Source organism: Caulobacter sp. FG121, assembly GCF_057809815.1.
The window spans coordinates 97245-118390 of record NZ_JBMDKR010000007.1; the positions used below are offsets into that span (position 1 = coordinate 97245).

Consider the following 21146-nt stretch of genomic DNA (forward strand, 5'->3'; position numbering starts at 1 on the left):
TTTAGGGGACACGTACCGGCGGTACATGTCCCCGACTCATCCCAGCAGCGTCTTGCCGTTCTTCACGACGGTGACGCCGCGCGACTTCACCCGGGCCTCGAACGAGACGACATCGCCATCCTTCCACAGGTCGACGGTGATCGTTTCGCCCGGGAACACCGGACTGGAGAAGCGCACCTGGTGGCTTTTGATCTTTGCCGGGTCAAAGCCGCAGTATTCCTGCAGCACCGCGCGGCAGGTGATCCCGTAGGTGCACAGCCCGTGCAGGATCGGGCGCGGAAAGCCGGCCGCCGCCGCGATCTTCGGGTCCGAGTGGAGCGGATTGCGGTCGCCGCTGAGGCGGTAGATCAGCGCCTGATCAGGTTTGGTGGCGATGTCGACCGACAGGTCCGGCGCCCGAGTCGGCACCTCATGCGGCTCCGGCGCGCCCTCGGATGGCCCGCCGAAATGGCCGTCGCCGCGTGCGAAGGTCGAACCGGTCAGGGTGGCGATCTTCTCGCCCGTCTTCGCGTCGGCCAGCACGGTCTCGTTGTAGATCACCGCGCCCTTGTCGCCCTTGTCATAGGCGCCGATCACGCGGCTGGAGGCGAGAATCGAGGCTTCGGTCGGCAGCGGCTTGTGAAATTCGACCTTCTGCTCGCCATGGACCACCAGCAGGAAGTTGATGCCAAGCTTGCCGAGACCCGGTCCGGCGCCCCAGGCGACTGTGGTGGCCATGGTCGGCACGGCCTTGAGCCCGCTCTCGTAGACGAACGGCAATTCCTCGAGGTTCATGGGATCGGAGCCCATGCCGATGCCCAGGGCGTAGAGCATCGTGTCCTTGTCGGTCCAGGCGTACGGCTGGTTCTCGGTCGCGAGCGACAGAATCTCGGGATAGGCGATGGGCATGGACGGCTCCGGGGGTTTTCTTCTTGCCGTGATTGAAGCGCGTTCACCCCAGGGACCGCAAGACGGGAGGTCGGATTGCCGGGTTCCCCGTGATCGGCTAGAAGCGCCGGCTCACCTTCATCGCGGTCGCCTCCGCCCGCAACAGCAAGAGTCTCGAATGGCCCAGACCCCAGCCGCCGACAGCCCCGTCAGCGGGAGCCTTCTTTTCTACACCACGCCCGAACCCCTGAGCCGTGAAGTGCACGGTGGACTGGGCGTGCAGCGGATGGAGAAGCCGTTCGGATTCGCCCGTGAAGCGCACGTCGTGCCGCTGACCGTGGCCGAGTTCACCTTCGCCGCGATCAGCTTCCCGATCATCTTCGCCGGCCCCGAGCGTCTGCCGCTGGCCGTGCTGGGCATCAACCAGGGCGAAAATCTCTTCGTCAACGAAGACGGTTCATTCGCGATGGGCGGCTATGTGCCGGCCTATATCCGGCGCTACCCCTTCGTGCTGGCGTCCGACGAGGCGCAGCAGCGCATGGTCGTGTGCATCGAGCGCAGCGCGGCGATCTTCGTCGACAAGGCCGTGGCCCACCAGCCGCTGTTCATGGACGACGGCGAGCCGTCGGAATACACCCAGAACGCCATCAAGTTCTGCGAGGACTTCGAGGCCGAACGTCGTCGCACCGACGCCTTCCTGAAGCTGCTCAACGACCTCGACCTGTTCGAGATGCGCGAGACGGTGTTCAACGTCCCCAAGGAAGACGGAACGTTCGATCCTGTGAAGCTGGCCGAGTACTACGCCGTCTCTGAAGCCAAGCTGAACGCCCTGACGCCCGAGCAGCTGGCCCAGCTGCGCGACAACGGCGCGCTGGAAAAGATCTACAACCACCTGACGTCGCTGATCGGCTGGGATCGTCTGATCGCCATTGCCACCGACAAGGCCGTCCTGCCCGAAGCCGCGGCCAGCTAGAACCGCGATAGACGACCACTCCGTCCGGAGTGGTCGTCGCCGCGCGCTCTACCGGGCGAACACACTCCGCGTCAGGCAGGAGAAGACGAGCCGCCCGGCCTCGTCCAGCAGGTCGTGCTGGGCGATGATGATGCCCTTGTCCTCGCCGACCGGATCCTTCCCCATCACCGTCATGCGGCCACGCAGCAGTTCGCCGACCGGCGGATTGCGCGCCCAGCGCAGGGCGTCGACGCCCAGTTTCTTGGTCTGGGGCCAGTCGGCCGAGGCATGCTCCTCCAGCCGGGACCACAGGGCGTAGATCATGGCGTCGGGCGCGCCGCGCTCAACGCCCCACCCCGGCGCGAAGGCGCGGATGAAGGCTTCCAGCGCCTGGGCGTCCACGGCCACTGCGCCGAGGTTGATCACCTGACCGATCGAGATGTCGTCAAAGCTTGAGGGCATGGCGTCAGGGCTCCGCGGAGATGCGGACGAGTAGCTTGCCGTCGTGCCCGCCGGTGAACAGCAGCTTGACCGCCTCGGCGGCGTTTTCCAGACCGTCCACGGCGTGGGCCTTCCACTTGATCTGGCCGCCGAGCACCCAGGGCGCCAGTTCGGCCAGCGCCTCGCCCGCCCGCGGGATGTAGTCGATGACGATAAAGCCCTTGATCAGGATCCGCCGCATCAGCACCCGGGCGAAGTCGCTCGGGCCCGGGATCGGCCCTTCGGTGTTGTAGGTGCTGATCATGCCGCACAGGGGCATGCGGCTGAAGTTGTTCATCCGGGCGATGACCGCGTCCATGATCGCCCCGCCGACGTTCTCGAAGTTCACGTCGATGCCATTCGGGCAGAGCCGGTCGAGCGCCGCGCCGACGTCCTCGTTCTTGTAGTCGATGGCGCCGTCGAACCCGAGTTCGTCCGTCAGCCAGGCGCATTTTTCGGGACCGCCGGCGATGCCGATGACCCGGGCGCCCTTGAGCTTGGCGATCTGGCCGGCGATCGAGCCGACCGCGCCGGCGGCGGCGGAGACGACGACCGTTTCGCCCGGCTGGGGCTTGCCGATATCGACCATGCCGAACCAGGCCGTCAGGCCGGTCGCGCCGAGCACGCTCATGAACGCCGTCATGGGCACACCAGGCAGCATCGGCACGGGGTTGAGCCCGCCCTCATGGGCGATGGAATAGCTCTGCCAGCCCGACAGGCCGGCGTTGACGGCGGTCCCGACCGGGAACCGCTCCGAGCGGCTTTCCTCGACCACACCGATGGTCCCGCCGCGCATCACGTCGCCGACCTCGACCGGCGGCAGGTACTGGTCCTGGTCGCTCATCCAGATGCGGTTGGTCGGGTCGAGCGAGAGGTAGACATTGCGGATGAGAACCTCGCCGGCCTCAAGGTCGCGCAGGGGGCGTTCGACATATTCCAGATCGCCGGGCGCGATCTCACCGACAGGGCGTTTCTTCAGAATCCAGGCGTGATTGACCGGCATCTCAGTCCTCTTTGATTTGGCGTCGATCATGGCGGTCGCATCGCCGTTGTCGAGGGGGCCTCGGGGGCCATATAGCTGCTTAATGCGACTGATCACCCTTCTCGCCGTTCTGCTGGCCCTGACCGCCGCCCCCGCTTTCGCGGCGCCGGTGAATACGGGGCATATCGAGGCGGAACTGGTGGCGCAGGAGGCCGCGGTGCCGGGCGGCACAGTGTTCGTCGCGGTGCGGCAGAAGATCGCCGCGGACTGGCACACCTACTGGCGCAATCCCGGCGACGCCGGCAACGCCACGAAGCTGACCTGGACCCTGCCGACGGGCTGGAAAGCCGGGGAGATCGTCTGGCCGACGCCGAAGTTGCTGCTGGAGGGCGAGGCGCCCAACCAGCTCGGGGTCTATGCCTATGAGGGCGAGCTGCTGCTGCCCGTGCCGGTCGAGGTCCCCGCGTCCGCGAAGCCTGGCCAGACCGCGCATCTGCAGGTCGCCGTCAGCTTCCTCGTCTGCGCAGAGACCTGCATTCCCGAGGACGCCACGCTGACGCTTGAGTTGCCCGTGGTCGCCGAACCGCCGCAGCCGGATGCGATCTGGGGGCCTCGTATCGGCAACACCCTGGCCAAGGCGCCCAAGCCGGCCAACCTGGCCGCAGTCTTCGCGGTGACCGGCGGCAAACTGTCCATCGCCGTGACCGGGGCGGAGCTGAAGGACGTCGATCTCGCCGGGGCATGGTTCTATCCGTTCAGCGGCACAGCCCTCAAACACGCCGAACCGCAGGTCGTCGAACGCGGGCCCGATGGCCTGACGATCCGCGTTCCCGCCGGCTATGACTTCACGCAGGGGACCGCGCCGAAGATGCTCGACGGCGTGCTGGCGCTGGGCGACCGGGCGTTCGAGATCTCGGCCGAGGCGGGGACCCCGCCCGCCGGCACCTCGGGCCTCGGCGTGGTCGCCGCGCCTACCACGGGCTTCCCGCTCGGCCTGCCCGTCGCCCTGCTGTTCGCCTTCCTCGGCGGGCTGATCCTCAATCTGATGCCCTGCGTCTTCCCGATCCTGTCGATGAAGGCCGCTTCCCTGGCGGGGCATGCCCACGAGGCGAAGGCCGCGCGGCATCAGGGTCTGGCCTATCTGTTCGGCGTGGTCGCGTCGTTCGTCGCGCTGGCGGGGGTGCTCATCGCGCTGAAGGCCGCCGGCGCAGCTGTCGGCTGGGGCTTCCAGCTGCAGTCGCCGGCCGCGGTGGCTGCCCTGTCGGTGCTGATGCTGCTGGTGGCGCTGAACCTGTCCGGCGTGTTCGAGATCGGTACGTCGCTCCAGGGCGTCGGCGGCTCGCTGGCCGACAACAGCCGCGGCCTGCTCGGCAGCGTCCTGACCGGCGTGCTGGCCGTGGTCGTGGCCGCGCCCTGCACCGCGCCCTTTATGGGCCCGGCGATGGGCTTCGCCCTGACCCAGAGCCCCATCGTCTCGCTGTCGGTGTTCGCCTTCCTCGGCCTCGGCCTCGCATCGCCCTTCGTGGCCCTGTCCTTTGCCCCGGCCCTGCTGCGGTTGATGCCCCGGCCTGGCGCCTGGATGGAGGCGCTGCGCAACGTGCTGGCGTTCCCGATGTACGGCACGGCCGCCTGGCTGACCTGGGTGCTGGCGCAGCAGACCGGCTCTCTGGGCCTCGGCCTCGGCCTCGCTGCGGCCGTGACCGCGGCCTTCGCCGTCTGGCTGTTCGGCCGGGCGCAGAAGCGCGAGAAGGCTCCGGTGCTGCGCGGGCTGGCGCTTCTGGCGCTGCTGGCCGTGGCCGGGCTGATCCTTGGCCTTGCCCGGGCCCCGCGCGCTGACGCTGGTGTCGCCCTGACCGAGGCGACGTCGTGGTCGGCCGCGAAGGCGGATCTGCCGTCCGAGCCCTGGTCGCCCGAACGGGTCGCGGCGCTACGGGCGGAGGGACGGCCGGTGTTCGTCAACTTCACCGCCGCCTGGTGCGTGACCTGCCAGGTCAATGACGCGGCCGCCATCTCGCGACCCGCCGTGGCGGAAGCTTTCAAGGCCGCGGGGGCGGTTTACCTTGTGGCCGACTGGACCAATCGCGACGCGACGATCGCCGCCGCCCTGGCCGAAAATGGTCGCGCCGGGGTGCCGTTGTACCTCGTCTATGGCGCGGACGGGTCCGAGCCCGTGGTGCTGCCGCAGCTCCTGACCGAGGGTCTGGTGCTCAAGGCCATCGGCAAGGCGGCGATGCGGTAGCGGCGGCGCTACGTCCCGCTCGTCGCCGTCGGAGGGGTGGTGATCACCTCGACGTTGTCCCGCAGCAGCCAGAACATTTCCTTCAGCGCCATGTCGCGCGTACGGGTGTCGGCGGCGTCCTGGACTTCCTTCAGGCGCACCGGCAGGTCCTGCGAGATGCCGCGCAGGATGCACTTCAGGTCGCCGTCCGTACCGCGAGCCTTGAGCAGCAGGTGGGCCTGCATGTCGAGTCCGGAGAGTTCGGTGATCTGTGTGCTGAAGGCGTCCCAGCCGGGCAGGGGACCGTCCTTGCCCTTCCAGCCATCAACCTCGGTCTTGAGCGCATCGGCGCGTTTGACGATGTCGACAAACAGAGGCTCGCTGGCCACCGATGACGGCGGCGCGCTGACCGCGACGGCGGGCGTCGCCGTGGCAGCCATCGGGCTGGCGGCGGTGAGCCACAGGGTGGCGGCAAGGGCGACGGCGTCACAGGACATGGAGCGTCCCTCGGTGAATGGGCGTTTGCGCTCTGGTAAGCCCAACATGGTAAACGGCGTCTTGCTGACGGAGCCCTCATGACCGAACTCGCCGCCGCCTGGACCGCCTTCGAAGGCGCAGCCCGCAATGATGGCGCGATGCGCATCGTCGACCATTTCGCTGCCGAGCCCGACCGGCTCGAGCGGATGGTGGTCGAGGCCTGCGGCCTGCGCCTCGATCTCTCAAAGCAGCCATGGAGCAAGGCCGGTCTGGTCGCCGGTCTGGACCTTGCCCGAGCCGCTGGCGTGGAGGCCGCGCGGGGCCGGCTGTTCGCCGGCGAGACCGTCAACGTCACCGAGAAGCGCGCCGCGCTGCACATGGCCCTGCGCGCGCCGGACGGAGCGGACTTCAAGGCTGTCGGACGGCCGGTGTCCCGTGACGTCGAAGCCGTGCGCGGCCGCATGAAGGCCTTCGCCAAGGCTGTGCGCTCGGGCGAAATCAGCGGCGCGACGAGGCGGCCGTTCACGACCATCGTCCATATCGGCATCGGCGGCTCCGACCTTGGCCCCCGTCTGGTCTGGCGGGCGCTGAAGCGGCTGGAGCATGACATCGACGTCCGGTTCGTCGGCAACGTGGATCCTTCAGACCTCGCCCAGGCGATGGCCGGGCTGAACCCCGAAACCACCCTGGTGGTGATCGTCTCCAAGACCTTCACGACCCAGGAGACCATGGCCAACGCGACGGCCGCGCGCGGCTGGCTGCGCGCGTTTCTAGGGCCGGACGGCGATGCCAACCTAGCGGCCGCCTCGACCAATCTGGAGGCCTGCGCGGCCTTTGGCATTCCGGCCGAGCGGGTGTTCGGCTTCGAGGACTGGGTCGGCGGCCGCTACTCGGTGATGTCTGCCGTGGGCCTTTCCTGCGCCATCGCGCTCGGCTGGGACCGGTTCGAAGCGCTGATGGCCGGCGCGGCGGCGATGGACGAGCACTTCCGCACCGCGCCGCTGGCCGCCAACGCGCCGGTGCTGCTGGCCCTGGCCCATGTGTTCAACCGCAACGGCCTCGGCCGGCCCGTGCGGGTGGTCGAGCCCTATGCCGACCGGCTGGGCCTGCTGGCCAGCTACCTGCAGCAGCTGGAGATGGAGTCCAACGGCAAGCAGGTTAGGCTGTCGGGCGCGCCCGTGGCCCACGCCACCTCGACCGCCGTGTTCGGCAACGCCGGCACCAACGACCAGCACGCCTTCTTCCAGATGCTGCACCAGGGGACCGACGTGATCCCGGTGGACTTCGTCGCCGTGGCCAGGGCGGAAGAAGGGCCCAAGCCGCAGCAGGCGATCCTGCTGGCCAACGCCATCGCCCAGGCCGAGGCGCTGATGACCGGCTCCGCCAATGCCGCCGAGCCGCACCGCCACTTCCCCGGCGACCGGCCGTCGAGCTTCATCCTGCTGGACCGGCTGACGCCGAAGACTCTCGGCGCCCTGATCGCCCTCTATGAGCACAAGGTCTTTGTCGAGGGCGTGCTGTGGGACATCAACAGCTTCGACCAGTGGGGTGTGGAGCTGGGCAAGACCCTGGCGACGGCTGTGCTGGGTGAGCTGCAGGGCGGGGTGGCGGGGGTGCACGATGCGTCCACGGCGGCGCTAATTGAGCGGCTGAAGGGCTGACCACCCACCGCCGTCATCCTGGGCCTTGTGCCCAGGACCCCTCTGAACGTGTTCCGAACCTGTCAGGCTTGAAGGACGCTCGTGCGATTGAACGAGGGATCCTCGCCACAAGGGCGAGGATGACGGGTTGTTGTTGGGCCCTGCCCGCTAGCCCTTCCGCAATCTTTCCCTTATACCCCCGCCCCGATGACCCGCGCCTCGCACCATCACGGCTGCCACCACCACGCCATCCCTCGCGGGACGGAACGGGTTCGCGCGGCCTGAGGCCAGCGCTCCACCCCTCCGGCCCCGCCCGACGCGGATGGGGCTGAAGACAGCTCCATCCGGCCCGACCGACCCGATGAGAGCTTGATATGACCGACCAGCCTTTCCGCCCCGAAGCCCGCGCCCCGCGCGGATTCGCCGACAAGCGCGCCGCGACCCTGCGGGCCGAGCGGCGGATCGTCGAGGCCGTGTCGAAGGTCTACGAGCAGTGGGGCTTCGAGCCGCTCGACACCGGGGCGTTCGAGTACGCCGACGCGCTGGGCAAGTTCCTGCCCGACAGCGACCGGCCCAACGAGGGCGTGTTCGCGCTGCAGGACGATGACGAGCAGTGGATGGCCCTGCGCTACGACCTGACCGCGCCGCTGGCGCGGTTCGCGGCGCAGAACTGGGAGACCCTGCCCAAACCCTACCGCCGCTACGCCTTCGGGCCGGTCTGGCGCAACGAGAAGCCGGGTCCCGGCCGGTTCCGCGAGTTCATCCAGTGCGACGCCGACACGGTCGGCTCTGCGCGGCCGGAAGCCGACGCGGAGATCATCGCCCTGGCTGTGGCCGGTCTCGAAGCCGCCGGCCTGCCGCGCGGTACGGCGGTGATGAAGATCAACAATCGCAAGCTGCTCAACGGGCTGCTGACGGCCGCCGGCGTGACCACCGAGGGCCAGAAGCTGGGCGTGCTGCGCGCGGTCGACAAGCTGGACCGGCTGGGCGCCGAGGGCGTGACCCTGCTGCTCGGCGAGGGCCGCAAGGACGAGTCCGGCGCCTTCACCAAGGGCGCGGGTCTGGGCGCGAAGGCGATCGAGTCGGTGCTGGCCTTCGTCGCCGCCGGCCAGCCCGACCGGTCGGGCACGCTCGACGCCCTCAGCAAGGTCATAGGCGGCTCGGCCGAAGGCGACGAGGGGCTGGAGGAGCTGGCGAAGATCGGCGCGGCGCTCAAGGGCCTCTGCGTCGGCGATGACCAGGCGAGCTTCGATCCCTCCATCGTGCGCGGGCTGGAGTACTACACCGGCGCGGTGTTCGAGGCCGAGCTGCTGCTGGAGACCACCGACGAGAAGGGCCAGCCGATGCGCTTCGGCTCGATCGGCGGCGGCGGGCGCTATGACGACCTGGTCGCTCGGTTCACCGGCGAGCGCACGCCGGCGACGGGCTTCTCGTTCGGCGTCTCGCGACTGGCGGCGGCGTTGAAGGCGGCGGGTCGCGACGAGGCCGGCGAGAACCGTGGGCCGGTGGTGATCATCGCCTTCGACCAGGCGCGGATGGCCGACTATTTCGCGGTCGCCGGCGAACTGCGGGCGGGCGGGATCGCCGCGGAGGTCTATCTGGGGACCTCGGGTATGCGGCCGCAGATGAAGTACGCCGACCGTCGCATGGCGCCGGCTGCCGTGATCATCGGCGAGGACGAGTTCGCGGCCGGAACCGTGACGATCAAGGATCTCGATCTCGGCCGGGATCTGGCGAAGGACGTCGCCGACAACGCTGCCTGGAAGGCCGAGCGGCCGGGCCAGCAGACCATCCCCCGCGCGGACCTCGTGGCGGCCGTGCGCAAGATCGTGGACGCCGCCCGATGAGACTGGAGCCCCCCGTTCCCGCCGAGGCCCTTGCGGCCATCCGCGCGCCGTTCGTGGCGGCCGGCGCGGCCGCTGTCGAGGTTCCGGTGCTGCAGCCGCTGGCTCTGCTGCTCGACCTGTCGGGCGAGGCCATGCGTCCGCGCCTGTTCGTGGTCCAGGCCGAGGGCGGCGAGGAGCTGGCCATGCGGCCGGATTTCACCATCCCGGTTGCCCGCGCGCACATCGCCGGCGGCGCGACCTCGGGTCGCTATGCCTATGAAGGCAAGGCCTTCCGCGCCGCGCCGGCAGGGTCGGCCCGCGCCGAGGAATTCCTGCAGATCGGTGTCGAGGCCTTCGGCGGCGAGGACGCCGCGACGGCCGATGTCGAGGTCGTCGGCCTGGCCTGGCGCTCGGCGGCGGCCGGTGGGCGGAGCGACCTGTCCCTGATCCTCGGCGACATCGCCCTGTTCGCCGCTTTCGTCGACAGCCTGGCCCTGGCCCCGGCGCTGGCCGCGCGGCTCAAGCGGCTGTTTACCCGGCCGCGCCTGCTGCAGGCCGAGCTCGACCGCGCCGGCCAGGCGACCGACGACGCGGCCGCCCGTCTGGTCAATCCGCTGGAAGGCGTTCCGGCCGGGGACGGCGAGGCTGCCCTGCGCCGACTCTGGACCCTGGCCGGGATCGAGCCCGTGGGGAGCCGGCCGACCGCAGAGATCGTCAGCCGCCTGGCTGAACGCGCCGAGGCCGCGCGCATGCCGCCCCTGACGGTCGCCGAGGGCGATGCGGTCCGACGGTTTCTGGCCGTGTCTGATGCACCGGAAGCCGCCCTCGGCGCGATCCGGGCGCTGGCCGGACCGGCGCCCGGGGCCCTTGATGCCGCGCTGGCGGTCTGGAGACGGCGCCTGGAGGGACTGGCCGCTCAGGGCGTGCCGGCCGATCGGGTCCGCCTGACCGCCGCCTTCGGGCGGGCGTTCGGCTACTACGACGGGCTCGTTTTCGAGGTGCGCAGCGCCGCGCTCGGTGAGGAACGGCCCGTCGCCGCCGGCGGGCGCTACGACAGCTTGCCGGCGCGTCTCGGGGCGCCCTCGGCCCAGGGCGCGGTCGGCTGCATGGTGCGGCCGGCGCGGGCTTTCGCGGGAGGCGTGGAATGAGCGGACCGTTGATCCTGGCAATCCCGTCCAAGGGGCGGCTGAAGGAGCAGGTTGAGGCCTGGCTGGCCGATGCGGGGCTGCCGCTGTCGTCGGCCGCCGGCGGCCGTGGCTATACGGCCGCGATCCCGGCCCTGCCCAAGGTGGAGGTTCGGCTGCTATCGGCGTCCGACATCGCCGCCGCGCTCGACAGCGGCGAGATCCACCTCGGCGTCACAGGCGAGGATCTGCTGCGTGAGCAGGTCGCCGATCTCGACAGCCGGGTCATGCTCCTGCGCGCGCTCGGCTTCGGCAAGGCTGACCTGATCGTCGCCGTGCCGCGTGGCTGGCTGGACGTCGAGACCATGGCCGACCTGGAGGAGGTGGCGCACGCCCATCTCGTCCGCACCGGCAAGCGATTGCGCGTGGCGACCAAGTATCTGGTCCAGACGCGGGCCTTCTTTGCCCGCTGCGGCGTGGCCGACTATCGCATCGTCGAATCCGGCGGCGCGACCGAGGGGGCGCCGGCCTCCGGCGCGGCGGAGATCATCGTCGACATCACCACCACCGGCGCGACCCTGGCGGCCAATCATCTGAAGATTGTCAGCGACGGCGTGATCCTGAAGAGCCAGGCCCAGCTGGCGGCCTCCCTGTCGGCCGACTGGGACGCCGACAGGCTGGCGGTCGTCCGGCAAATGCTGGGCGTCGTAGAGGCGCGGGCGCGGGCCCGGGGCTCTATGATGCTGGTCTGGCCCGCTGAGGCGGATGGGGCGGCCCGCTCGGCCCTCTCTGATCTCGTCGCGCGGGGCGCCCGGCCGCGCGCAAACGGCCTGCTGATCGCCGAGCGGGACCTGCTGACCGCCCAGGCGCTTCTGTCGGGTCAGGGAATCGGTCCGGTGGCCGCGAGTCGGCCCGAGCACCTTTTCGAGCCCGTATCCGATGCCGCGGAAGCTCTGGTTACCCGGATCGGGCAAAATAACTGACACCACCGTCAAAAGAACGCGTTCTTTTGACTGACGGGTCCAACAATCAACCCCGATTTCGCCAATTCGGCGTATTTTGTTGCGCGCGGCGCCCCTCGCAACCCTTGACAGAGAAAGAGCCTTGCCGTCTTTTGACGGTGCGCGAGGAACTAGAACCCCTGAGAGTTCTTACCTCACGGCGTTTCGGGGAGGAAACGCCCGCTTGGATCGAGTGATCGAGGAATAAACCGGACCCGCCGCGACTATCCCCCGCGGCGGGTCTGTGTTTTTCGACGCTGCCGTCAAAAATAGCCCCATCATCCATGAGTGTGCGTGGTTCGAGACGCTCGGCTGATGCCTCGCTCCTCACCATGACGAAGTTGGTCGCCATCAAACCCAGCCCGTCATCCTGAGGAGCGGACCCTCGGGTCCGCGTCTCGAAGGACGCACAAATCCACTTCACTTCAGGAGACGCCATGACCCCGACCCTGGAGGACGGCTACCAGCCGTCCAGCGTCGCCGATCGCCGCTGCCGCGCGGTGATCATCACCGGCTGCTCCGGCGGCGGGAAATCGACCCTGCTGACTGAACTCGGTCGGCGGGGCTATCGGGTGTTTCCCGAAGCCGGCCGGCAGATCGTCCGCGAGCAGGACTGGATCGGCGGCGACGCCTTGCCCTGGTCCGCGCCGGCGAAGTTCGCCGAACTCCTCCTGTCGCGAAGTCTGCACCAGCGGATCATGGCGGCCGGCGAGCCGGGTCTGGCGTTCTTCGACCGCAGCGTGGTGGAGCCCCTGTCCGGTCTGGCGCGGATGGGTCTGCCGGTCCCGGCGCACTTCGAAGGGGCGGGGCAGTTGTGCCGGTACGATGAGACGGTGTTCGTCGCCCCGCCCTGGCCCGAGATCCACCACGTCGACGCGGAACGCCGCCACGGCTTCGACGAGGCGCTGGACGAGTACGAGCCGCTGTTGGCGACCTATCGCCGGCTTGGCTATCGGCTGATCGAACTGCCGAGGCTCCCCGTCGCCGAGCGCGCGGATTTCGTTCTGGCCGAGCTCGAGGTCTGACCGACGCAAAAGGGGCGACCCTCGCGGGCCGCCCCTTCGCGGTTCAGTTTACCAGGCTCTGAAGCCTACCAGATCTTCACCCGGTCGGCCGGAGCGACATAGAGCTTGTCCCCGGGCTGGATGCCGAAGACGTCGTACCAGGCGTTGACGTTCCGGATGGTGCCGTTGACGCGGTAGTAGGCCGGCGAGTGCGGGTCGGTGACGACCTGCTGCCGGACGAAGTCCTCGCGGGCCTTCTGACGCCACACCTGGGCCCAGCCAAGGAACACGCGCTGCTGGCCGGTGAAGCCGTCGAGGACGGGGGCGGGCTTGCCGTCCAGTGACACCAGGTAGGCGTCATAGGCCAGCGACAGGCCGCCCATGTCGCCGATGTTCTCGCCCATCGTCAGGCCGCCGTTCACGTGCGCGCCGGGGTAGGGCTCGAACGCCGAGTACTGGGCGCCGAGACGGTCGGCCTGCGCCTTGAACTTGGCAGCGTCTTCCGGCGTCCACCAGTCGCGCAGCACGCCGTCGCCATCGCCCTTGCGGCCCTGGTCGTCGAAGCCGTGGCTGATCTCGTGGCCGATCACGCCGCCGATGCCGCCGAAGTTGACCGCCATGTCGGCGTCCGGGTGGAAGAAGGGCGCCTGCAGGATCGCGGCCGGGAAGACGATCTCGTTCTTCACCGGGCTGTAGTAGGCGTTGACCGTCTGCGGGGTCATGCCCCACTCGGTCTTGTCGACCGGCCCGTTCAGGCGGGCGACCTCGTAACGCCACTCAAACACCGCCGCGCGCTGGGCGTTGCCGTAGGAGTCGTCAGCTTTGACCACCAGGCCGGAGTAGTCGCGCCACTTGTCGGGGTAGCCGATCTTCACGCCGAACTTGGCCAGCTTGTCGAGCGCCTTGACCTTGGTCTCGGGGCTCATCCAGTCGAGGTGTTCGATGCGGGTCTTCAGGGCCGCGCGGATGTCAGCGACGAGCCCCTCCATCTTGGCCTTCGACTCGGCCGGGAAGTAGCGCGACACATAGACCTTGCCGACCGGCTCGCCGAGCATGCCGTTGACGTAGCCGACGCCGCGCTTCCAGCGGGGCTTCTGCTCGGGCTGGCCGGCGAGGGTCTTGGCGCGGAACTCGAAGTTGGCGTCGGCGAAGCGCTTCGACAGCAGCGGCGCTGCGCCGTCGACCAGATGGAACGCCTCCCAGGCCTTCAGCGTGTCGACCGGGGTCGCCGCATAGATGGCGGCGAATTTCGGGAACGCCGTGTTGGTGCTCACGATGTAGCGGTTGACGCCCTTCAGTTCCGTACCCGGCAGGTAGCGATCCCAGTTGAAGCCCGGCGTCGCCGCCTGGAGCTCGGCCAGGGTCATCGGGTTGTAGGTCTTGTCGCGATCCCGGCGCTCGACGCGAGTCCAGGAGGCCCCGGCCAGCTGGGTTTCGAAGGCCAGGATCGCCTTGGCGGCCTCGGCCGGCTTGGCCCAGCCGATCATCGTCAGCATCTGGACGATATAGGCCTCGTAGGCGGCCTTCTTCGGCGCGAACTTCGGGTCGAGGTAATAGTCGCGGTCAGGCAGGCCGAGACCGCCGGCGCCGGCATAGACCGCGTACTTCGTCGGGTCCTTGGCGTCGTCGCCGATGCCCAGGCCGAAGATCGCCGAGAAGCCGGAGGTGTTGGACTTGCCCATCAGGGCGGTGATGTCGTCGCGGGTCTTGGCGGCCATGATCTGGGCCAGCTCGGGCTTGAGCGGCTTGAAGTCCAGCTGCTCGGCGCGGGCCTCGTCCATGAAGGCGGCGTAGGCGGCGCCGATCTGGACCGCTTCGGGGCCCGTGATGCGGCCAGCGGCCGAGTCCTCGATGATCGCGCGGGTGCGGGCCTCGGACAGGATCGACAGGGCGTCGAAGTTGCCGAAGCGGGTGCGGTCGGAAGGGATTTCCGTGCGGGCGTTCCACGCGCCGCTGGCCCACATGTAGAAGTCGTCGCCCGGTTTCACCGAACGGTCCATGCCCGTCAGGTCAAAGCCCCAGGCGCCGTAGCGCGGACTTTCCAGCGAAACGGCCTGTCCACCGCCCGTGGTGTCGGTCGCCGTGAACAGGGACTCGTTGAAGCAGAAGGCGTCGAGACAGCCGTGCTCTTCGTGAGCCGAAGCCGGAGCCGCTGCGAGAAGCAGAACGCCCGCCGCGGCGGCGCCCATCCAGAAGGTCTTCATGGTGGAAATATCCCCAAGGCTGAAATTCGCGCGTGACATTGCACGCCAGACGCCGCTTGGGGACGTTAAAGATTCTTCATGCGCGGCAAACTGCGGACGTTCTCTCCCCAAACCGGGGAGAGAACGTCGCGCGGCCTACCAGATGCGGACGCGGTCTTCCGGCTTCACGTACCATTTGTCGCCGGGCTTCACGCCCCAGGCGTCGTACCAGGCATCGACGTTGCGCAGCGTGCCGATGACGCGGAACTGGGCCGGCGAGTGCGGGTCGGACACCACCTGCTGACGGATCGCGTCGTCCCGGTACTTGCTGCGCCAGATCTGCGAGAAGCCGAGGAAGAAGCGCTGGTCGCCGGTCAGGCCGTCGATCACGGGCGCAGGCTTGCCGCCGAGCGACAGGTGATAGGCGTCCAGCGCGACCAGGATGCCGCCCAGGTCGCCGATATTCTCGCCCATCGTCAGATCGCCGTTGATGTGCGAACCCGCGACCGGCTCGAACGCCGAGTACTGGGCGCCGAGACGCTTGGTCTGGACCTCGAACTTGGCCGCGTCGGCGGGTTGCCACCAGTCACGCAGCGAGCCGTCGCCGTCGAACTTGCGACCCTCGTCATCAAAGCCGTGGCTGATCTCGTGACCGATCACCGCGCCGATGCCGGCGTAGTTGACGGCCGCGTCGGCGTCCGGATCGAAGAACGGCGGCTGCAGGATGGCGGCCGGGAAGACGATCTCGTTGAGGGTCGGGTTGTAGTAGGCGTTGACCGTCTGCGGGAACATGCCCCACTCGTCGCGGTCGACCGGCTTGCCGAGCTTGGCGACGTTGAAGGCCCATTCGAAGGCGTTGGCGCGCTGGACGTTGCCGTAGAGGTCGTCCGCCTTGACCGTCAGGGCGCTGTAGTCCCGCCACTTGTTGGGATAGCCGATCTTGACCGTGAACGCGGCCAGCTTGGCCTGCGCGCGCACCTTGGTCTCGGGGCTCATCCAGTCGAGCTTGTCGATGCGGGCCTTAAGCGCGACGCGCAGGTCGGCGACCAGCTTTTCCATCTTGGCCTTGGACTCGGGCGGGAAGTAGGCCTCCACGTAGAGCTTGCCGACCGCTTCGCCGAGATTGCCGCTGACCAGCGACACGCCGCGTTTCCAGCGGGCGCGCTGCTCGGGCTGGCCCGAAAGCGTCTTCGCGCGGAACTCGAAATTGGCGTCCGCGAAGCGCTTCGAAAGATAGGGGGAAGCCTGATCCACCGTGTGGAACGCGTCCCAGGCCTGCAGGGTAGCGACCGGGGTCGCCGCGAAAATGGCGGCGATCCTGGTGAAGGCGGTCGGCTCGCCGACGATCACCTTGGTCGCCTTGTCGAGGCTCGCGCCCTTCAGCCAGGCCTGCCAGGGGAAGCCGGGCGCCAGGGCCTGCAGCTCGGCGATGGTCTTGGGGTTGTAGGTCTTGTCCGGATCGCGCTGGTCGGCGATCGGCCACTGGGCCTGGGCGATGGTGGTTTCCAGCGCGACGATGTCGGCGGCGGCCTTGTCGGCGTTGGCCCAGCCCGCGAACGTCAGCAGTTTCGCGACATAGGCCTGATAGGCGGCCTTCTTCTCGGCGAACTTGGCATCGAGGTAGTAGTCGCGGTTGGGCAGGCCGAGGCCGGCCTGGGTCACGTTGGCGACGTTGACGTTCGGGTTCTTCGCGTCGGAGCTGACATAGGCCGCGAAGAAGCTGCCGCCGAACCCGCCGTTGGAGGCGCCCATCAACGCGGCGATGGCGTCGCGGGTGTTGGCGGCGCGAATTGCGGCCAGGTCGCCTGCCAGCGGCCTGGCGTCGAGCGCCTCGACCGTCGCCTCATTCATGAAGCTGTTGTAGAGACCGCCGATCTGCTGGGCCTCGCCCGTCGCGTTGGTCGTGGCGGCGGCGGTGTCGATCACCGCCTTGATGCGGGCGTCGGACAGCTCGCGCAGGACGGCGAACGAATTCCAGTTGGTCCGGTCAGCGGGGATGTCGAGGTTGGCCAGATAGGCGCCCGAGGCGAAGCCGACGAAGTCGTCGCCCGGCTTGATCGAGCGGTCCATGCCCGAAAGGTCGAAGCCCCAGGGCCCCATGCGCGGGGCCTTGGCGATGTCGGCGGCGGTGATCGGGGCCGGTACGGCGCGGGCGTAAGCCACGGTTGCGCCGGCGGCGGCGGTCAGGGCCAGCGCGGCGGCGGCGGAAAGCAGTATGCGTTTCATGGTGGGGGTTTCCCGTGTGAACTGATTGCCCGGGACCATGCACATCGGCGGCCCGGGCGCTTCTTACAAAAGAGTCATCTAGGGCAGCGGTTGCGCGGGAACCCGGTTCAGGTCCCCGTCGCCGCTACGCCGCCGTGACTCCAAGCGCCGCGAGCGCCTGGATGCGCACCGCCTTGTAGTCGACCTTGCCGTTGGCGGCGCGGTGGACCGGGGCCACAACCAGTTCACGCGGAGCCTTGTAGTCGGCCAGCCGGCCGCGCACGTGGGCAGCCAGTTCGGCGAGTCCGGGAGCCGTCGCCGAGCCGACGTCGACCACAGCGCAGATGCGTTCACCGAACCGCTTGTCCGGCACGCCGACGACGACGGCGTCACGGACCAGAGGATGGGTCTTGAGCGCCTCCTCGACCTCTTCGGGGAAGACCTTTTCGCCGCCGGTGTTGATCACCTGCGAGCCGCGGCCGAGCAGCTTGATCGTGCCGTCCTCGTTCACTTCGGCGAAGTCGCCGGGCACAGACCAGCGGCGCCCCTCGAAGGTCTGGAAGGTCTTGGCCGACTTCTCCGGGTCCTTGTAGTAGCCCGTCGGGATGAAGCCGCCGACGGCGACCAGCCCGCGCTCGCCGCTGCCCGGTTCGACGCGGGTTCCGTCTTCCTTGAACACCGCCGCGTTCGGCCCGACGAGGAACTGGGCGGTGGTCGCCTCGGCGCCGGCGACGGAGGTCGATCCGCCAAGGCCCACGGCCTCTGACGAGCCGAGGCTGTCCATGAGCATGGCGCCGGGCGGCAGATGCTTCAGCAGCGCCTGCTTGTTCTCATGGCTCCAGACCGTGCCGGACGAGCCGATGCGGGTGATGCAGCTGAGATCCCAGCGCCCCGGATTGGCGTCGAGCGTCTCGAGCATCGGCGTGGCGAAGGCCAGCCCGACGATCGAGATGCTGTTGGCCCGCAGGCGGTCGACCTCGTCGAACAGTTCTTCGGCGCTGAAACGCAGGGAGGGCAGGGTGATGATGCAGCCGCCGCCGGTCATGGCGCCAAAGCTGCCGAACTGGGCCGTGCCGTGCATCAGGGGGCAGGCGGCGACCAGGCTGGTCGGCGGCGGCAGGTGCATGTCGCCGGCGCGGCCGGTGCGGACGCGGACGCCGGCCTCGTGCGGCGTCTCCAGCGGCGGGATCATCGCCAGCACATTGCCGCCGGCGCCGAGCACCTGGAACAGGTCGTCCTGACGCCACATCACGCCCTTGGGCATGCCGGTCGTGCCGCCGGTGTAGAGCAACAGCAGATCGTCGCCCGACCGACCTTGAGGCGCGACGACGCGGTCGGCCCCGGGCGCGGCGATGCTCTCGTATTCGGTAGCCCAGGCCGGGATCGGCGCGCCTTCGTCGGCCACGGCGATCCAGCACTTCACCTTGGTCAGGCGGTCCTTGATGGCCTCGAGCTTGGGCGCGAATCCGGCATGGAAGACGATCGCCTCGGCGTCGGCGTTGTCGAAGAGATAGAGCAGCTCCTCGGTCTCGTAGCGGTAGTTGGTGTTGACCGGCGCCAGGCTGGCCTTGAACGCCGCGTAGTAGGTCTCGAGGTACTCCGGAGTGTTGTAGAGGTAGGCCGCGACCTTGGCCTGATGGCTGAGGCCGGCCTTGAGCATGTGGGCCGCGAGGGCGTTGGCGCGGCGATCGAAGTCGCCCCAGCTGATGACGCGCCGACCGCGAATCTGGGCCGGCCTGTCCGGCGCCGCCGCGGCGATCTCTTCCCAGACGTCGGCGAAGTTCCAGCCGGACATGCGCGCACTCTCCCGTATCGGCCTCTGACGGGCCTGAGGGACGAGTTAGCGGCGTTCACCCATGCCCTGTCAACGCGTGACCCCGCGTTACCGCAGTGGGGAATTTCAGCCGGCGGGGGCTGTCGACTGGACGGAAAACTGGACCGTCACCTTGCCGGCCTTCTTGAAGGTCAGGGTCGCCGGATAGTGGTCGCCCGCTTTCAGGGGCTGCTTCAGGCCCATCAGCATGATGTGCCAGCCGCCGGGCTTCAGGGCGACGGTCGAACCGGCCGGAACGTCGAGCCCACCTGGACGGGGGTGCATCATCGCCTGGCCATTCATCACTATCGTCTCGTGGATTTCGACGCGCGCCGCGACCGGGCTGCTGACCGCGATCAGCGTGTCGGCGGCGGGGCCGGTGTTGGTGATTACGGCGTAGCCGGCGCCGTTGCCGCCCTGGGGCGCGGGGCGGGACCAAGCCTGGCTGACCTGCGGGCCCGAGGCGGCGAGCACGGGGGCGGCGATCAGGGCGACGGCGGCGGCGAAGACAAGGGGTTTCATCGGAAAGCTCCTGGGCAGGGTATCTAGTGATCGTGGGGGGCCATGCCGGCCATTCCGGGCATGCCGCCCCCGCGAACGACCAGTTCGATCGGCGTGCGGCCCGCGTTGCGGAAGACCAGCGTGGCGGGAATGCGGTCGCCTGCCTTCAGAGGCTGTGTCAGTCCGATGAACATCACGTGCTTGCCGCCCGGCTGGAACCTGACCGTCTGACCGGCCTTGAGCGGAACGCCGTCCTTGAGTTCATCCATCCGCATCATGCCGTCAGCCATGGAGGTCTCATGCATCCTCACCCTGGCCGCGATCGGCGATTCGACGGCGATCAGGACATCGGGACCGGTGTTGTTGTTGGTCACCGAGAAGAACCCGGCGCCGGTGCCGCCGGCGGGCGCCGGGCGGCTGAACGGCTCGGCGACCGCGATGCCGGCGCTGCTGTAGGACGGCGGCTTCGCGGGCGAGCAGGCGGCGAGAAGCAGGGCGGCGAAGACAGGCGCGAGACGCATGGAATGTCCCTTTCGATCTAGAGTGCGTGTTTCAGCTTCAGGGCCTGCGGCGCAAGCCTGTCGACGGCGAACGCCAGCAGAATTGACAGGCCGAGCAGCGGGAAGATCAAACCGGTCGCGAGGGCGAAGAGGGCGAAGCCGCTGACCGGTCCCGGCTGGGCGGGGGGCGCGGCCAGCCGGCCCACCGGCCGCCGTCGCCACCACATCACCGCCGCCGAGACGCTGAGCGTGATGATGGCCAGGCATCCCGCCAGCATGACCAGTTGGTTGATCAGTCCGTACTGACCGCCGGTATGGACGGCAATGCCCCATTCGACCGCCTTCGACACCGGCCCGTAGGCCTGGAAGCCGACGTCGGCGATGACCCGGCCGCTGTACTGGTCGAGGTGGATGACGCGCTGCCCGGTTGCCTGCCGGGGGTAGCTCTGGATGGTGTAGACACCGCCGGCCGAGGTCGGCAGCCGGACGGCGTAGCCGGGGACGACCCCGCGCCGGGCGGCGATGGCCAGGATGTCGGCGATCGGGATGGGGCGGGGGCCGGACACCGCGACGGTCGGGGTGGCCGATGGGTCCATCGTCCAGGAGCCGGACTTCGTCGCCGCCAGCGCCGCGTCCGACGCGACAGCGGTCGCCTTGACCTGGGCCGGCATGCCGAGGCCGGACTCGTTGACCAGGCGCCGGAAATTCTCACCCCAGAACCCTGACCAGGGCATGCCGGTCACGGCCAGGAACAGCAGGGTGACGCAGGCGAAGGCGCCGGTCACCGCATGAAGGTCCCGCCACCAGACGCGTCTGGCGGGGGTTGCGCGCAAGGTGACCACGCCCTCTGTCCGGCCGCGTGGCCACCAGAGGAAGATGCCGGAAGCAACGAGAAGAATGGCCCAGCCACCGACCACTTCGATGATCAGGTTGGGTGCCTTGCCGAGTATCTCCAGGCTGTGGATGTGGCTGATCAGCTTCATGGGCCGCTGTTCGTCGGCGATCCGGCCCAGCACCGCGCCGGTCGAGGGAACCAGGAACACCGACATGACTTCGCCCTTCGGATCGCGAATCCCCACCTCGGCCGAACGGTCCGGCGCCGGGGGCGGCGTGAAGCGGACCGGCGTTCCGGGCTGCACGGCCCGGGCCCGATCGATCAGCGTTTCTGGCGACAGGGAGGCGGCCGTCGTCGGTTCGACAATCAGTCGGTGGTGTTCGAGCACCGGAGCGAGCTCGTCCCGGAACAGATACAGCGCGCCGGTGGACGCCAGCAGGATGAAGAAGGGCAGGCAGATCAGGCCGGCGTAGAAGTGCCAGCGCCAGATGGTGCGGTAGAGGCGGCTCGCGCCGGGCAGGGTGTCGTCGACCGACAT

17 protein-coding genes are annotated in these 21146 nt (G+C 68.8%); 7 read left to right on the forward strand and 10 right to left on the reverse strand.

Annotation, left to right across the window (positions count from 1 at the left end):
* Positions 1-36: 36 nt before the first annotated feature.
* Positions 37-888, reverse strand: a complete 852-nt coding sequence (locus ACODSL_RS16580; protein ID WP_488901828.1) for a MaoC/PaaZ C-terminal domain-containing protein — start codon at positions 886-888, stop codon at positions 37-39.
* Positions 889-1045: 157 nt separating this feature from the next.
* Between ACODSL_RS16580 and ACODSL_RS16585 the strand changes: the two genes are divergently transcribed.
* A complete protein-coding gene (locus ACODSL_RS16585) occupies positions 1046-1840 on the forward strand; it encodes a SapC family protein (protein WP_488901829.1) in 795 nt (264 codons plus the stop codon).
* A gap of 48 nt (positions 1841-1888) precedes the next feature.
* Here ACODSL_RS16585 and ACODSL_RS16590 read toward each other — a convergent pair whose 3' ends face one another.
* Together ACODSL_RS16590 and ACODSL_RS16595 are read right to left on the reverse strand one after the other, a co-directional pair.
* The gene (locus ACODSL_RS16590) at positions 1889-2281 is read right to left on the reverse strand and encodes an acyl dehydratase (protein ID WP_488901830.1); all 393 of its coding nucleotides are present in this window, start codon (positions 2279-2281) and stop codon (positions 1889-1891) included.
* Positions 2282-2285: 4 nt separating this feature from the next.
* Entirely contained in the window at positions 2286-3302 is a 1017-nt protein-coding gene (locus ACODSL_RS16595; protein ID WP_488901831.1) for an NADP-dependent oxidoreductase, read from the reverse strand.
* 82 nt (positions 3303-3384) lie between these two features.
* On the opposite strand from ACODSL_RS16595, the gene ACODSL_RS16600 reads away from it, so the two are divergent.
* Positions 3385-5520 (forward strand): protein-disulfide reductase DsbD family protein, encoded by a 2136-nt coding sequence (locus ACODSL_RS16600; protein WP_488901832.1) that lies wholly within the window; start codon positions 3385-3387, stop codon positions 5518-5520.
* An 8-nt stretch (positions 5521-5528) separates the two neighbouring features.
* Here ACODSL_RS16600 and ACODSL_RS16605 read toward each other — a convergent pair whose 3' ends face one another.
* The gene (locus ACODSL_RS16605; RefSeq protein ID WP_488901833.1) at positions 5529-5996 is read right to left on the reverse strand and encodes a hypothetical protein; all 468 of its coding nucleotides are present in this window, start codon (positions 5994-5996) and stop codon (positions 5529-5531) included.
* Positions 5997-6074: 78 nt separating this feature from the next.
* On the opposite strand from ACODSL_RS16605, the gene pgi reads away from it, so the two are divergent.
* The 5 genes from pgi (at position 6075) to ACODSL_RS16630 (ending at position 12592) form a co-directional block, all read left to right on the forward strand.
* Entirely contained in the window at positions 6075-7637 is a 1563-nt protein-coding gene (pgi, locus tag ACODSL_RS16610; protein WP_488901834.1) for a glucose-6-phosphate isomerase, read from the forward strand.
* Between the two features lie 353 nt (positions 7638-7990).
* Positions 7991-9463, forward strand: coding sequence for a histidine--tRNA ligase (hisS, locus tag ACODSL_RS16615; RefSeq protein WP_488901835.1), 1473 nt, complete (start codon positions 7991-7993; stop codon positions 9461-9463).
* Positions 9460-10590 carry an ATP phosphoribosyltransferase regulatory subunit gene (locus ACODSL_RS16620; RefSeq protein ID WP_488901836.1) on the forward strand — a complete coding sequence of 377 codons (1131 nt, stop codon included), beginning with the start codon at positions 9460-9462 and terminating at the stop codon, positions 10588-10590. Before hisS ends, ACODSL_RS16620 begins: the two co-directional genes overlap by 4 nt.
* Entirely contained in the window at positions 10587-11549 is a 963-nt protein-coding gene (gene hisG, locus ACODSL_RS16625) for an ATP phosphoribosyltransferase (protein ID WP_488901837.1), read from the forward strand. The genes ACODSL_RS16620 and hisG overlap by 4 nt, the downstream gene beginning before the upstream one ends.
* A 455-nt stretch (positions 11550-12004) precedes the next feature.
* Complete coding sequence (locus ACODSL_RS16630) at positions 12005-12592, forward strand: AAA family ATPase (protein ID WP_488901838.1); 588 nt, start codon at positions 12005-12007, stop codon at positions 12590-12592.
* A 65-nt stretch (positions 12593-12657) separates the two neighbouring features.
* Here the strand turns inward: ACODSL_RS16630 and ACODSL_RS16635 are convergent, their stop codons facing one another.
* From ACODSL_RS16635 to ACODSL_RS16660, 6 genes are all read right to left on the reverse strand, one after another.
* Positions 12658-14775 carry a M13 family metallopeptidase gene (locus ACODSL_RS16635; RefSeq protein ID WP_488901839.1) on the reverse strand — a complete coding sequence of 706 codons (2118 nt, stop codon included), beginning with the start codon at positions 14773-14775 and terminating at the stop codon, positions 12658-12660.
* A gap of 135 nt (positions 14776-14910) precedes the next feature.
* Positions 14911-16980, reverse strand: coding sequence for a M13 family metallopeptidase (locus tag ACODSL_RS16640; protein ID WP_488901840.1), 2070 nt, complete (start codon positions 16978-16980; stop codon positions 14911-14913).
* A gap of 124 nt (positions 16981-17104) precedes the next feature.
* Positions 17105-18754, reverse strand: a complete 1650-nt coding sequence (locus tag ACODSL_RS16645; protein ID WP_488901841.1) for an acyl-CoA synthetase — start codon at positions 18752-18754, stop codon at positions 17105-17107.
* A 105-nt stretch (positions 18755-18859) separates the two neighbouring features.
* A complete protein-coding gene (locus ACODSL_RS16650) occupies positions 18860-19294 on the reverse strand; it encodes a copper chaperone PCu(A)C (protein ID WP_488901842.1) in 435 nt (144 codons plus the stop codon).
* A gap of 23 nt (positions 19295-19317) precedes the next feature.
* Positions 19318-19794 carry a copper chaperone PCu(A)C gene (locus ACODSL_RS16655; protein WP_488901843.1) on the reverse strand — a complete coding sequence of 159 codons (477 nt, stop codon included), beginning with the start codon at positions 19792-19794 and terminating at the stop codon, positions 19318-19320.
* 17 nt (positions 19795-19811) lie between these two features.
* Positions 19812-21146, reverse strand: a complete 1335-nt coding sequence (locus tag ACODSL_RS16660; protein ID WP_488901844.1) for a PepSY-associated TM helix domain-containing protein — start codon at positions 21144-21146, stop codon at positions 19812-19814.